Below are 13,229 nucleotides of genomic sequence, written 5' to 3'. Positions count from 1 at the left end.
TCACGCAAGGGAAACTGCTTGGACAATGCCGCCATGGAGAGCTTCTTCGGGACGTTGAAGGCCGAGTTCTTCCACCTGAACCGCTTCGAGAGCATCGACCAGTTGCAGGTGGGCATCAGGCAGTACATCCGTTACTACAATCACGACCGCATCAAGCTCAAGCTAAAAGGCCTGAGCCCGGTGCAATACCGAGCTCAGGCCTTCGGGCTTTAGCTTCTGACCGTCCAACTTCTGGGGGTCAGTTCACGCAGCGGGGTTTTTCATTGGGCGCCCTCTTTCGAAGACGCCCCCGGTATCGCGATCAGTGCTTGAGCACTGGATCGGTCGAGCCCGGCTCAGCCGGCTTTGCCACCAGAGGCTCCTTTACGGCTTCTTCCTCCGCCAGCGGCTCGGGCAGACGCTCCAGGGCCAGCTCCAGCACCTTGTCGATCCAACGAACCGGCACGATCTCAAGGTGGTTCTTGACGTTATCCGGGATCTCCGCCAAGTCCTTGACGTTTTCTTCCGGGATCAAGACCGTCTTGATGCCGCCACGGTGCGCAGCCAGCAGCTTTTCCTTCAGGCCGCCGATCGGCAGCACTTCGCCGCGCAGCGTGATCTCGCCGGTCATGGCGACATCGGCGCGCACCGGGATGCGGGACAAGGCCGAGACCATGGCTGTCGTGATCGCGATACCCGCGGACGGACCGTCCTTGGGCGTCGCGCCTTCCGGCACGTGCACGTGCATGTCGTGCTTCTCAAAGACGCTGTCGGCAAAGCCCAGACGGCGAGCACGTGAGCGCACCACCGTACGAGCCGCTTCAACCGACTCCTTCATCACGTCGCCGAGCGAACCCGTGCGCTGGATGACGCCCTTGCCAGGCATGTCCGCGACTTCGATCGTCAGCAGGTCGCCGCCGACTTCCGTCCACGCCAGACCCGTCACCTGACCGATCTGGTTTTCCTTTTCGGCCATGCCGAAGGTGTAGCGACGCACACCCAGGTAGTCGCTCAGGTTCTCGCCCGTGACATTCACCGGCTTGACCTCGAAAGTCTTGCCTTCGGCCTTGGCGCGATCGGTCTGGGTCAGCAATTGCTTGATGACCTTGCGGCAGATCTTGCCCACTTCGCGTTCGAGCGCACGCACACCGGCTTCGCGGGTGTAGTAGCGCACGATGTCGCGCAGCGCGGAGTCGTCCACCGTCAGTTCGCTGTCCTTCACGCCGTTGTTCTTCATCAGCTTGGGCAGCAGATGGTCGCGGCCGATATGGATCTTTTCCTCTTCCGTGTAACCGGACAGGCGGATCACTTCCATGCGGTCGAGCAACGCCGGCGGGATGTTCAGCGTATTGCTGGTGGCCACGAACATGACGTCGGACAAGTCGAAGTCGACTTCGATGTAGTGGTCCTGGAACGTGTGGTTCTGTTCCGGATCCAGCACTTCGAGCAGCGCCGACGAGGGATCGCCACGGAAATCCATGCCCAGCTTGTCGATTTCATCAAGCAGGAACAACGGGTTGCGCACGCCGACCTTCGACATGTTCTGGACGATCTTGCCCGGCATCGAACCGATGTAGGTCCGGCGGTGGCCGCGGATCTCGGCCTCGTCGCGGACGCCGCCCAGCGCCATGCGCACGAACTTGCGGTTCGTGGCTTTGGCGATGGACTGGCCCAGCGAGGTCTTACCCACGCCCGGAGGTCCGACCAGGCACAGGATCGGCGCCTTCACCTTGTCCACGCGCTGTTGCACGGCAAGATATTCCAGGATGCGTTCTTTGACCTTTTCCAGACCGTAGTGGTCGTTGTCCAGCACCGTCTCGGCGTTGGAGATCGAGTTGTTGATCTTGCTCTTCTTTCTCCAGGGGAGGTTGATGAGCGTATCGATGTAGTTGCGCACCACTGTGGCTTCAGCCGACATGGGCGACATGAGCTTGAGCTTCTTGAGCTCGGCATCGGCCTTCTTGCGCGCCTCTTTGGGCATGTGGGCAGCGATGATCTTCTTTTCAAGCTCTTCGATGTCAGCGCCCTCTTCGCCCTCGCCCAACTCCTTCTGAATGGCCTTGACCTGCTCATTCAGGTAGTAGTCGCGCTGGCTCTTTTCCATCTGCTTCTTCACGCGGCCGCGAATCCGCTTCTCGACCTGGAGGATGTCGATTTCGGTTTCGAGCTGGGTAAGCAGACCTTCAAGGCGCTCGGAGGTGCCGACGATCTCGAGCATCTTCTGCTTCTGCTCGAGCTTCAGCGGAAGATGCGCGGCGATCGTGTCGGCCAGGCGTCCGGCATCATCGATGCCAGCCAGCGAGGTCAGGATCTCCGGGGGGATCTTCTTGTTGAGCTTTACGTACTGTTCGAACTGGGCAACGATCGCGCGGCGCAGGGCCTCGGTCTCGGAGCCTTGCATGGCGTCCGGCTCGATCGGCGTCACCTGGCAGGTGAAGTGCGAATCGGCATCTTCAATGCTGTTGATGCGGGCACGCTGGGTGCCTTCGACCAGCACCTTGACGGTGCCGTCGGGCAGTTTGAGCATCTGCAGGATGCCGGCTACGCAACCGATCTCGTAGACGTCTTCAGGGGTGGGATCATCCTTGCCGGCGGACTTTTGGGCCACCAGCATGATGCTTTTGCCCGCTTCCATCGCAACCTCGAGCGCGCGGATAGAGCGCGGACGGCCGACGAACAGCGGGATGACCATGTGCGGGAACACCACGACGTCGCGAAGTGGGAGCAGGGGCAGGTCGATCGGGTCGGAAGGCAGGGTCTGGCTGGCAGACATAGGAGGTTCCTCGGTATGACTCGGCGTATCGGGGACAGGAGGCCCGGGTATACCCCGAGCTATCCACGTCAGTTACGTCTGTTATGGGAACAATAGCCGAAAATTCAAGATCCCGGCGGCCTGATAAACGAAAGGCAAAAAAAAATGCCCCAGAGGGCAGCCAGGAAGGAAAAAAACCCGTTACAGGAACGGGTTTTTTTGAAATATCAGGCTGCGGCGTCGCGGACTTCTCCGCGGTCCGGCTTTTCCGTTTCGCCGGCTTCGTCGGCGTAGATCAGCAGGGGCTTGCCTTCGCCTTCAATGGCGTTTTCGTCAACCACGACACGTTTGACGTTGCCCTGGGAGGGCAACTCGTACATGGTGTCCAGCAGCGTCTGTTCGATGATCGAACGCAGGCCGCGCGCGCCGGTCTTGCGCTTGAGCGCCTTGCGGGCGATGGCCTTCAATGCGGCGGGCCGCAGATCCAGCTCGGCGCCTTCCATGGCGAACAGCTTCTGGAATTGCTTGAGCAAGGCGTTCTTGGGCTCGGTCAGAATCTGCACCAGGGCCGCTTCGTCCAGCTCGTCCAACGTGGCGACGACCGGCAGGCGGCCAACCAGTTCAGGGATCAGGCCGAACTTGATCAAGTCTTCGGGTTCGACTTCCGAGAACAGTTCGCCCACGCCGCGTTCGGACTTGGCGCGCACGGACGCCGAGAAACCGATGCCCGATTTCTCGGTGCGGTCGCGGATGACCTTTTCCAGCCCGTCGAAAGCGCCGCCAACGATGAACAGGATGTTCGTCGTGTCGACCTGGACGAAGTCCTGGTTGGGATGCTTGCGGCCGCCCTGCGGGGGCACCGAGGCAACCGTGCCTTCGATGAGCTTCAGCAAAGCCTGCTGCACGCCCTCGCCCGACACGTCGCGGGTGATGGACGGGTTGTCGGACTTGCGGGAAATCTTGTCGATTTCGTCGATGTAGATGATGGCGCGTTGCGCCTTCTCGACTTCGTAGTTGCAGTTCTGCAGCAACTTCTGAATGATGTTCTCGACGTCTTCGCCCACGTAACCGGCTTCGGTCAGCGTGGTGGCGTCAGCCATGACAAAGGGCACATTCAGCATGCGCGCCAGCGTCTGGGCCAGGAGCGTCTTGCCCGACCCGGTGGGGCCGATCAGCATGATGTTGCTCTTGGAGAGCTCGACTTCGTCGCCCTTGATCTCGCCGTGACGAATGCGCTTGTAATGGTTGTAGACCGCCACTGCCAGCATGCGCTTGGGCGAATTCTGCCCGATCACGTACTGGTCCAGGAAGGTCTTGATCTCGGCCGGAGTAGGCAGTTCGGAACGAATCGCCGCGCGCGCAGTCGCTTGCGCTTCCTCGCGGATGATGTCGTTGCACAGGTCTATGCATTCATCGCAGATGAATACCGACGGACCCGCGATCAGCTTGCGGACTTCATGCTGGCTTTTATTGCAAAACGAGCAATGCAGCACTTTTGCGTCTGCCGATCCCTTTTTTTCAGGCATATTTGTTTCGTATCTCAGGTAAAGATGCGCCAGACCGGGTAAAGGGTCCAGCGCATGCGCTTACTCAAACTTGATGGCAGCGGGTTCGGATCAACCGGGAAGTCAGCCTTCCGAGCGGGAGGTCATCACCTTGTCCACCAATCCATACGATACCGCATCTTCGGCGGACATGAAGTTGTCACGTTCCGTGTCCAGGCCGATGCGTTCCATCGACTGGCCGGTGTTCTCAGCCAGGATGCGGTTCAGGCGTTCGCGCAGGTCCAGGATCTCGCGAGCCTGGATCTGGATGTCGGACGCTTGGCCTTGGGCGCCGCCCGACGGCTGATGGATCATGATCCGCGAGTTGGGCAGCGTGAAACGCTTGCCCTTCTTGCCAGCCGCCAGGAGGAACGCGCCCATGCTGGCCGCCAGGCCGGTGCACAGGGTCGATACGTCCGGCTTGATGAACTGCATGGTGTCAAAAATGGCCATTCCCGCATACACGGACCCGCCGGGCGAGTTGATGTACAGGGAAATGTCCTTGTCAGGATTCTCCGATTCCAGGAACAGCAACTGCGCCACAACCAGATTGGCCGTTGCGTCGTTGACCGGACCCACCAGGAAAATGAGCCGTTCGCGGAGCAGACGCGAATAGATGTCGTAGGCGCGTTCGCCGCGCCCCGACTGCTCGATAACCATGGGAATGTAGCCCAGGCCGGTGGGGGTCACCGAAGACCCGCCATTCATTGCCGCATAGAAATCGGTGAATCTCTGCATAGTGTTACGCCATCCCCATCAACTGATCGAAAGGCACCTTTTCGTCGGTGACCTTGGCCTTTTCCAGCACGTGCGCGACAACGTTGTCTTCCAGCACGATAGCCTCGATTTCAGCACGACGCTGGCGGTCAGCCAGGTAATAGCTGACAACCTGAGCGGGTTGTTCGTAGTTCTCGGCGAATTCTTCAATGCGCGCGCGAACTTGCTCGGGCTTGGCTTGCAGCTGGGCTTGCTTGACCAGTTCCGACACCAGCAGGCCCAGGCGGACACGGCGTTCGGATTCGGTCGAGAAGGCTTCAGCCGGGATCGGCACGGACTCGGCGTTCGGGATGCCACGCTGCTTGAGCTCTTCGCGGGCAGCGGCGACACGGCCTTGCACGTCGTTGTCGACCAGGGACTTCGGCACGTCGAACTTGCCGGCTTCGACCAGGGCGTCCATGACGCTGGACTTGGTGCGGCCAGCCGAGCGGACCTTGACTTCGCGCTCGATGTTGCTGCGGATGTCGGCCTTGAGCTTTTCGATGTCGCCTTCGGCCTGGCCGAGGGACTTGGCGAATTCGCCGTTCAGTTCGGGCAGGACACCTTCAGCCACTTCCTTGACGGTGATGGTGAATTCGGCGGTCTTGCCGGCGACTTCCACGCCTTGGTAGTCGTCAGGGAACTTCAGTTCGAAGACCTTGGTTTCGCCAGCCTTCAGGCCGCGGGCCGCTTCTTCGAATTCCGGCAGCATGCGGCCTTGGCCGAGCACGAACGGGAAGTCTTCGGCCTTGCCGCCTTCGAACGGCACGCCGTCGATGGTGCCGGCGAAGTCCAGCGTGACGCGGTCGCCGTCTTGCGAGGCGCGGTCAGCGCGGGCTTCGAACGTGGCGCGCTGCTTGCGCAGGACGTCCAGGGTCTGTTGGACTTCGGCGTCGGTGACGGCGGTGTCGAAACGGGTGACGGCCAGGGCCGACAGGTCCGGCACGACGACTTCGGGGTAGACCTCGAACGTGGCGGTGAACGCCAGCGTGTCGTCGGTGACGCCTTCAGTCTTGGGTTCCAGGTTCGGGGCGCCAGCGACGCGCAGCTTGGCGCCGTCGATGGCTTGTTCGAACGCACGGCCAACTTGGCTATTGATCACGTCGTAGCGGATGCTGGGGCCATGGCTGCGCTCGAGCATGGCGAGCGGAGCTTTACCCGGGCGGAAGCCGGGGACCTTGGCGGTGCGAGCCACGCGCTTCAATTGCGCCTGGACTTCCTTTTCGACGTCGGCCACCGAGACGGCCAGATCAACACGGCGCTCCAGGCCGGAGAGGGTTTCAACCACAGGCTGCATTAAAAGACCTATTTTCCGAGAGATGAGATTACGGGCGGATAAACGCGGCATTTTACCGGAAACTTCCGGAACCCTGACGCAAAGGGGCGCGAGCCCCGGATTTGCCCGGATGCTCGCGCCCCGTTTTCCGCCCGAAAAGGGAGGGGGAACGCCTTTTCGGCGCCCTTATTTGGCCTTGGCGATGCGATCTTCGATGTGCTGAGCGCGCTTGGCCGAGGACGGGTGCGAGCTCATCATATCGCTCTTGCCGCCATCCAGCTCGGCCAGCTTCTGGAATGCCGTCACCAAACCGCGGGTATTGAGCTTCTTGGCCTGCAGCTGGTCGAACGAATAGTCGTCCGCCGCGCTTTCCTGCGATTGCGAGAATTGCGCATTGATGAACTTCTCGGTCAGGTCGCCCAGCTGCGAGGAATTCAGGGCAGCGACCGTCGCGCCGCCAGCCGCGCCTGCGGCGTCACGCGCCGCCGACACTGTGTAGGCCGTCTGCATGGCCTTCTTGCTGTGGCCCAGCGCCACGTGGCCGATTTCGTGGCCGACCACGCCCAGCACTTCGTCGTCGGTCATCATGTCCATCAGGCCGCTGTAGACGCGGATGCAGCCGTTGGCCATCGCCCAGGCATTGACGTCCTTCGTGATGTAGACCTTGTAGTTGGCCTTTTGGCCATTGACCGTGCCGCCCAGCGACTTGGCGATCTTCTGCAGGCGAACGTCGTACTTGCTGCCCGGGGCAGCGATTTTTTCTTGCGAATCGCTTTGCGCGCAAGCCTTGTCCGACAAGGTCTTGATTTCAGCGTCGCTCAGGGTGGCAGCTTGCACGACCTTGCTGCCGGCGCCCACCAGGCCGCCGATATCGAGGGCATGCGATGCGGAGTAAGGGGCAAGCGCAACGGTCAACGCGGCAACGGTGTAGCGGATCTTCATGGGAACAAACTCCTCTTGACTGGCTCTATGCGAGTGAGGCGGCAATTCTATCCATGCCCAAAGCGAACAATGCGTTTCGCCACAGAGTTTCGCAAATGGCAGTTTCGCTTACACAATAGCCCAGCAAATCGTCCGCAAGCGTGATATCGGGCGCATTCGGCGTCATCTAAGGATCCTATAAAAACAGATGCCCCGCATGCCCGGGCATTGATAGAATTGCCGCCGCACTTTTCATCGCCCCACCACAAACGGCTCGCACCCAACATGAATAACACCCCCCCTCCCCGCCTGGGCCTTCTGCCCAGCCTGATCTTCAGCTCGCGCTGGCTGCAACTGCCCCTGTACCTGGGCCTGATCGTCGCCCAGGGCGTCTACGTCATGCTCTTCCTGAAAGAGCTGTGGCACCTGGTGACGCACGCCAGCAGTTTCGGCGAAATGGAGATCATGCTGCTGGTCCTGGGCTTGATCGACGTGGTCATGATCTCGAACCTTCTGCTGATGGTGATCGTGGGCGGCTACGAGACCTTCGTGTCGCGCCTGCGCCTGCATAACCATCCGGACCAGCCTGAATGGCTGAGCCACGTCAATGCCAGCGTGCTCAAGGTGAAACTGGCGATGGCCATCATCGGCATCTCGTCGATCCATCTACTGCGCACGTTCATCGAGGCCGGCACGATCGGCACGCCGAACGCGCGCTTCACCGAAGCCGGCGTCATGTGGCAGACGATCATCCACGCCTTGTTCATCCTGTCGGCGCTGGGGATCGCGCTGGTGGACAAGCTGTCGACGCCCGCCCCGCAAAAACACTGAGGCGTGGCAAAAAAAGCCCCCATGCGTTGCGCATGGGGGCTTTTTTATGGGCCGAACACCGGGATCTCGCCCGGAGCGCTACCCGGAAAACATCAGGCCGCGACCTTGATGTTCTTGGCGCTCGGGCCCTTGGGACCGGTACCGACCTCGAAGGTGACGCGCTGGTTTTCCTGCAGCGACTTGTAGCCTTCGCTGCGGATTTCGGAGTAATGGGCGAAAAGGTCTTTGCTGCCGTCGTCGGGCATGATGAAGCCGTAACCCTTTTCGGCGTTGAACCACTTAACGATGCCGGTTGCCATGGAGTGTCCTTGAACCTAGAAAGTGCGATTGCTCGCGGGGCGCCAGATCATCAAGGATGGGAGAGGAAGCAACCGCAGCACCACTGACGGCGACAAGTTAACGCAGACCGCGTCGCTTGAAAATCTCGCTGAACCCAGTGTATTGGCGAACCCCGAAAAACGTCAAATATGCGAAGGATGGAGCTGGTGGACCGACATGCGAGGAAGCACCGGCAAACGCCGCGACGGCTGGCGCCGACAATGCTTCGGGCAACGGAATATTTTCACCTTGGCAAGAACTGATACATGCCGATACCGGCTGCCGCTGCGACCAGACCGGGGGCCCTGCCTGCCCGAGGCGCTAGCCGGAGAAGCCGCCGACGTCCAAGAACTCTTGTTCGGCTTGCGTGGTCTGACGGCCCAGCGCCGCGTTGCGGTGCGGGAACCGCCCGAAGCGTTTGATGATGTCGCGATGCAGGACGGCCCAGCGTAGCGAATCGGGGTCCAGGGGTTCCATCAGCGCGACGCCACGGTTCTGCGTGACCAGGCTTTCCGCATGCTCGAACGGCAGATAGAAAAACTGGCGCAGTTGCGGATCGACGGCAAGGTCGTGGCCGGACGCAATCGCCCGTTCAGCGAAATATTGGGCCAGGGGGTCGGTGGCGAACATATGCGCAGTTCCCCGATAGGCGTTCCTCGGGAACTGGTCCAGCAGGATCATGAGCGCCAGGGCGCCGTCGGCGTCTTCCAGCCAGTCGTCCAGCTCGCGCGAAGCAGCGGCCCAATGCGCGGCCTCAAAACGCCGGCGGAACTCGGTATCGAACGCGTCACTCTTGCTGAACCACTGCGTCGGCCCCGCATCCATCCAGAACGCGACCACGTCTTGCGGTTGCACGGCTACCGGCGTCGGAGAGGGGGAAATCATGGCAGGATCCTGGGGCATGGAGACGCGGCGATGACGGGCGGCGCCCGACAGACCGAACCCCGGAAGGATACCGCGCAAAAACAAAAAAAGCCCCCGAAGGGGCTTTTTTGAAAACTCAGACCTTTACAGGACCTGAATCTTCGTGGCTTGCGGGCCCTTGGGGCCATTGGCCGTCACAAAGCTGACGCGCTGGTTCTCTTCCAGAGACTTGAAGCCAGAACCCTGGATTTCGGAGAAGTGAGCGAACAGATCCTTACCACCCGCTTCCGGGGTGATGAAGCCATAGCCTTTTTCCGAATTGAACCACTTAACGACGCCGGTTTCCATACTGTATTTCCTAGAGATAATGGGCAAATGCCCGGAGGTCACGAATCAATCAAGGAGGGGACAGTAGAACAATAACGCTGAGCCGGAAAAGGCACGGCACTGAACGAAAATCGCAACGCTTGTGATCGTGTGCCGACACTATCGTTATGTTCCCCTCACAAGTCAACATAATCCTAAAAAATACGTGCCAATAATGCAACAAAGAGAAACTGCGTTGAAAATTTGCACGTTTTCATAGGCAAAACTTGTCCCTGCATAGGTGTAAACACCCATACATCATAAAAAAACAATCAAGGCTTATATAAATGCCTTCTAAACCCGTACATCCTTCATACGCCGTTCAGATAGGCACTTTGGTTTGCCGTCAGGCTTACTCGTCGATAGGTAAACCCAACAAATCGAGTGCCGCGCCAAAAGCATCGGAACCCGAGCAAAGGAAAACCGCCACGTCGCCGGGATTCATATTTTCCAGGACTTGGTCGATTTGTTCTTGCGCATTATCAACATTGTCGACATTTGAAGCGTGGATATCCGCTCCAGCATCGACTTTCTCGATGGGGACGATGTCCGCGATCGCATTGAGATCGGTTACGCCCACTACGACATAGACGCTGATGGACTCGCCATCAATCGTCGTGAGCAGCTCGACGCCGCCCGCCACGTCGGCAAGGTGCCGACTTACTATTTCCATGTTCAATCTTCCTTGATCAGCGGGCCCAGCCCACTTGGACGCACGCACCGTGCAGGTGCAATCTCACGCCCAGGCGCGACTATAACAGCCTTATGCTAATGCTTCTTGACATTCGGACCCAGGGACTGCCTGGCGGCGCCGGACGTGGCGGCGACGCTACGGCAGCGCACCCCGGCTTCGGCCAGGACGCGGATCAGCGGCTTCTGGGCCGTCAGGAAGGTATCCTTCTCGTCGCCCGTCAGCTTGCAGATGAACATCTGGGCCAGCAGTTGGGTACGGCGGGCCTTGCGGTTGCCGGCTTCTTCGGCCAGCCACTCGCCGATCCAGGCGGCGGCCGCCTCGGCATCGCCCTGCAGCTTGACGTGTCCCAGCAGGTCATAGACCGTCACGCCGGCAATGCGGTCGTCTTCGCCGCGCGAAAGAAAGAGCTTGGCAGCCTGGCCCGAGTAGCCGGGGATCAGCGCGAGGCAATCGCGCTCAGCGGGTTTCTTCATAGCGTTCTGTGTGTTTCGTTATCGTGAACCCTGGACTGTAACCCGGGCTTGCGCCCTGTCGCATCGGCGCCACGGAACTCTGCTATTGTCGGCCTACCCATTTTCAACACGGTGAACATCATGCAACGCGATTTCGACCTGGTCGTCACGATTCTGGGTGCCCTGCGCGACGCGCCCGGCCCCAACCTGAGCACGCACGACATCAAGAACGCCGCCCTGGCCCCGCATCCTGAAGAACAGGGCTTGCAGACCATTGCGCATCATCTGGACCTGCTGTCGGACGCTGGCCTGGTCAAGCAAGTGAGCGAAACGGCAGCCAGCGCCGCCGCGACGCGCTGGCGCATCACCTGGAAGGGCTATGACGCCCTGGAGCAGGACGAGGACGACGAGGAAGACGCCGAAGACTTCGACGCCGAAGAATAAAGCGGCATGGCCTGGGCTCAGCGGCGCTGCAAGATGCGCCGCGTGAGCAATGATGCGGCGGCGCCGATCACCAGGCTGAACATGAACGCGGCGATCGACAGCATCGCCGACAAGTCGCTGAAGCCGCCGTGGCGCGACAGCAGGAAAACAGCCACGAAGACCGCGGCGGCCAGTGCGACCACCCCTGCCAGCACCTGCTTGACCGAGCGCAGGCGGCCACAAAGCGAGCCGCCGATCAGCGCGGCCGCCACCATCGCGGCCATGGCCCAGAACAGATATTCGTACTGCATGCGAACGTTCTCCCCCGAAGGCATTGAGGCGACCGCATTATAGGCGTCGGATCAGCCCTGGGCGGCCACCGCCACCACGCTGATCTCGACCAGCGCGCCGTAATGCAATTCACGCGTGGGCACGACCGCCCGCGCCGGCCGATGATCGCCGAACACGCGTTCGTAGACCCGGTTGACCTCGTCCCACAGCGCGATGTCCGGGATGTACACCGTGACGCTGGCGACCGTGGTCAGCGATGCGCCGGCGGCCGCCAGGATCGCCTTCACGCTGCGCAGCGCCTCTTCGGTCTGGGCCGAGGCCCCGGCCGCCAGTTGCGGCCTGGCGCCGGCCTGCGCGGGCGCCAGGAAGCCCAGTTGGCCGGACACGAAGACGAAGCCGTTCGCCCGCACCGCCTGGGAGTAATGCCCGGCGGGCGGCGTCGCGTCGGAGGTATTGATCAAATCCATGGTCGGTTCCTGTAGACGGTGAAAGACGGCGGCGGCTTACCAGCCGCGGAAGCGTTCCCAGCGGGCGACGACGCCGGGCTCGCCCGAGCGCACGACCTGATAGGCGTCGTGCTGCGCGCATGTAGCGCAGGCGTGGTTCGGCACGATGCGCAGTTTCGTCCCCAGCGGCAGATCGGGCAGGCGGGCGTCGCTGCCGGCACGCAGCGCGATGATGCCCTGCTCCTGGTTGGTTTCGGCCAGCAGCAAGTCGGGATAGACCTTGCCGTCGACGTCGCAGACCAGGCCGTATAGCTGGTCGACCGGTTGCTTGGCGGTGCCCCGGTCGCGCGACATGGCCATCCAGCCCGCGTCGACGAGGATCCAGCCCTTGTCGGCCTGATGGCCGATGACGGTGGTCAGCACGGTGGCGGCGATGTCGTCGACCGAGCATACGCCCAAGCCCGCCATTACCAGATCGAAGAACACGTAGACGCCAGCGCGCACTTCGGTCACGCCCTCGAGGTGGCGGGCGAAGTGCGCGGTGGGCGTGGAGCCGACGCTGACGACTGGGCACGGCAGCCCCGCCTGGCGGATCGCATCTGCGCAGCTGACGGCGGCCCAACGCTCTTGCTCGGCCATGTCCGCGATCGCCTCGGCGCTGCGGCAGCCGTAGGACTCGCCGGCATGCGTCATGACGCCGCGCAGACAGCCCGCGGCATGCAGCACGCGCGCGATGGACAGCAGGTGCCCGTGATGGCCCGGCTGCACGCCGGCGCGGTGGCCGTCGCAGTCGATCTCGATCAGCGTGGGCACGGGACTACCCGTGGCCGTGGCGCGATCGGCAACGGCCTGGGCCGCCTCGATGCTGTCCACCACCACCGTCAGATCCACGCCTTTTTGGCGCAGGGCCAACACGCGGTCCAGCTTGGAGGGCGCCACGCCGACGGCGTAAAGCAGATCGGTGACGCCGGCGGCGGCAAATTGTTCGGCCTCTTGCAGCGTGGAGACGGCAGCCGGCCCCTGAGGGCTGGCCATCACTCGGCGCGCCACGTCGATCGATTTAGGCGTCTTCAGATGCGGGCGCAATCGCACCCCGTGGCCAGCCATCAGCGCATTCAGGCGCTGGATATTGCGCTCCATGCGGGTTTCGTCCAGCAGCAAGCAAGGCGTGTCCAGGGAATCCAGGGGCGTCGGCAGACGGGAGAGAGTCATCAGGGCGGTCTCGGCAGATCGGATCGGATGGACGCCACGCAAGTTGGGTCCGGTTGCATGCAGTATGGCGCGCGAGGGGCTGCGCGTGTTTAATACAGGCTTAA

General features: G+C 61.5%; 16 protein-coding genes. 3 read left to right on the top strand and 13 right to left on the bottom strand.

Going from position 1 to position 13,229, the window contains the following annotated elements; genetic code table 11:
* The coding region (locus A9973_RS12055) for an IS3 family transposase (RefSeq protein ID WP_183014007.1) at positions 1 to 213 on the top strand (213 nt) is incomplete at its 5' end.
* An 88-nt stretch (positions 214 to 301) separates the two neighbouring features.
* Here A9973_RS12055 and lon read toward each other — a convergent pair.
* The 5 genes from lon to A9973_RS12030 all read right to left on the bottom strand — a co-directional run bounded on the left by lon (position 302) and on the right by A9973_RS12030 (position 7,249).
* Entirely contained in the window at positions 302 to 2,752 is a 2,451-nt protein-coding gene (gene lon, locus A9973_RS12050) for an endopeptidase La (RefSeq protein ID WP_183014006.1), read from the bottom strand.
* Between the two features lie 206 nt (positions 2,753 to 2,958).
* A complete protein-coding gene (clpX, locus tag A9973_RS12045; protein ID WP_006225306.1) occupies positions 2,959 to 4,257 on the bottom strand; it encodes an ATP-dependent Clp protease ATP-binding subunit ClpX in 1,299 nt (432 codons plus the stop codon).
* 102 nt (positions 4,258 to 4,359) lie between these two features.
* Positions 4,360 to 5,013: an ATP-dependent Clp endopeptidase proteolytic subunit ClpP gene (gene clpP, locus A9973_RS12040; RefSeq protein ID WP_183014005.1), complete on the bottom strand. Its 654-nt coding sequence runs from the start codon at positions 5,011 to 5,013 to the stop codon at positions 4,360 to 4,362.
* 4 nt (positions 5,014 to 5,017) lie between these two features.
* Entirely contained in the window at positions 5,018 to 6,328 is a 1,311-nt protein-coding gene (gene tig / locus A9973_RS12035; protein WP_183014004.1) for a trigger factor, read from the bottom strand.
* Between the two features lie 165 nt (positions 6,329 to 6,493).
* Positions 6,494 to 7,249, bottom strand: coding sequence for a M48 family metallopeptidase (locus A9973_RS12030; RefSeq protein WP_183014003.1), 756 nt, complete (start codon positions 7,247 to 7,249; stop codon positions 6,494 to 6,496).
* A gap of 264 nt (positions 7,250 to 7,513) precedes the next feature.
* Here A9973_RS12030 and A9973_RS12025 point away from each other — a divergent pair, with 264 nt between their 5' ends.
* Positions 7,514 to 8,059 carry a TIGR00645 family protein gene (locus tag A9973_RS12025; protein WP_183014002.1) on the top strand — a complete coding sequence of 182 codons (546 nt, stop codon included), beginning with the start codon at positions 7,514 to 7,516 and terminating at the stop codon, positions 8,057 to 8,059.
* Positions 8,060 to 8,151: 92 nt separating this feature from the next.
* Here A9973_RS12025 and A9973_RS12020 read toward each other — a convergent pair whose 3' ends face one another.
* The 5 genes from A9973_RS12020 to A9973_RS12000 form a co-directional block, all read right to left on the bottom strand.
* A complete protein-coding gene (locus A9973_RS12020; protein WP_006225311.1) occupies positions 8,152 to 8,358 on the bottom strand; it encodes a cold-shock protein in 207 nt (68 codons plus the stop codon).
* A gap of 340 nt (positions 8,359 to 8,698) precedes the next feature.
* A complete protein-coding gene (locus A9973_RS12015) occupies positions 8,699 to 9,262 on the bottom strand; it encodes a DUF924 family protein (protein ID WP_183014001.1) in 564 nt (187 codons plus the stop codon).
* 123 nt (positions 9,263 to 9,385) lie between these two features.
* Complete coding sequence (locus tag A9973_RS12010; protein WP_006220190.1) at positions 9,386 to 9,589, bottom strand: cold-shock protein; 204 nt, start codon at positions 9,587 to 9,589, stop codon at positions 9,386 to 9,388.
* A 370-nt stretch (positions 9,590 to 9,959) separates the two neighbouring features.
* A complete protein-coding gene (locus A9973_RS12005; protein WP_183014000.1) occupies positions 9,960 to 10,280 on the bottom strand; it encodes a hypothetical protein in 321 nt (106 codons plus the stop codon).
* Between the two features lie 95 nt (positions 10,281 to 10,375).
* Positions 10,376 to 10,774 (bottom strand): hypothetical protein, encoded by a 399-nt coding sequence (locus A9973_RS12000; protein ID WP_183013999.1) that lies wholly within the window; start codon positions 10,772 to 10,774, stop codon positions 10,376 to 10,378.
* Positions 10,775 to 10,894: 120 nt separating this feature from the next.
* On the opposite strand from A9973_RS12000, the gene A9973_RS11995 reads away from it, so the two are divergent.
* Entirely contained in the window at positions 10,895 to 11,197 is a 303-nt protein-coding gene (locus tag A9973_RS11995) for a DUF2513 domain-containing protein (protein ID WP_006225318.1), read from the top strand.
* Positions 11,198 to 11,214: 17 nt separating this feature from the next.
* Here the strand turns inward: A9973_RS11995 and A9973_RS11990 are convergent, their stop codons facing one another.
* Genes A9973_RS11990 through A9973_RS11980 form a run of 3 tightly spaced genes read right to left on the bottom strand, consistent with a single transcriptional unit; the run spans position 11,215 to position 13,125 of the window.
* A complete protein-coding gene (locus A9973_RS11990) occupies positions 11,215 to 11,487 on the bottom strand; it encodes a hypothetical protein (RefSeq protein WP_183013998.1) in 273 nt (90 codons plus the stop codon).
* 51 nt (positions 11,488 to 11,538) lie between these two features.
* Positions 11,539 to 11,934, bottom strand: a complete 396-nt coding sequence (locus A9973_RS11985; protein WP_183013997.1) for a RidA family protein — start codon at positions 11,932 to 11,934, stop codon at positions 11,539 to 11,541.
* Positions 11,935 to 11,970: 36 nt separating this feature from the next.
* Positions 11,971 to 13,125, bottom strand: coding sequence for a DSD1 family PLP-dependent enzyme (locus A9973_RS11980; protein ID WP_183013996.1), 1,155 nt, complete (start codon positions 13,123 to 13,125; stop codon positions 11,971 to 11,973).
* Positions 13,126 to 13,229 lie beyond the last annotated feature (104 nt).

The organism is Achromobacter sp. UMC46 (assembly GCF_014170335.1).
Classification (GTDB): domain Bacteria; phylum Pseudomonadota; class Gammaproteobacteria; order Burkholderiales; family Burkholderiaceae_B; genus Achromobacter.
Note: the sequence above shows the minus strand (reverse complement) of the source record. Positions and strands in the feature narration are given on the sequence as shown.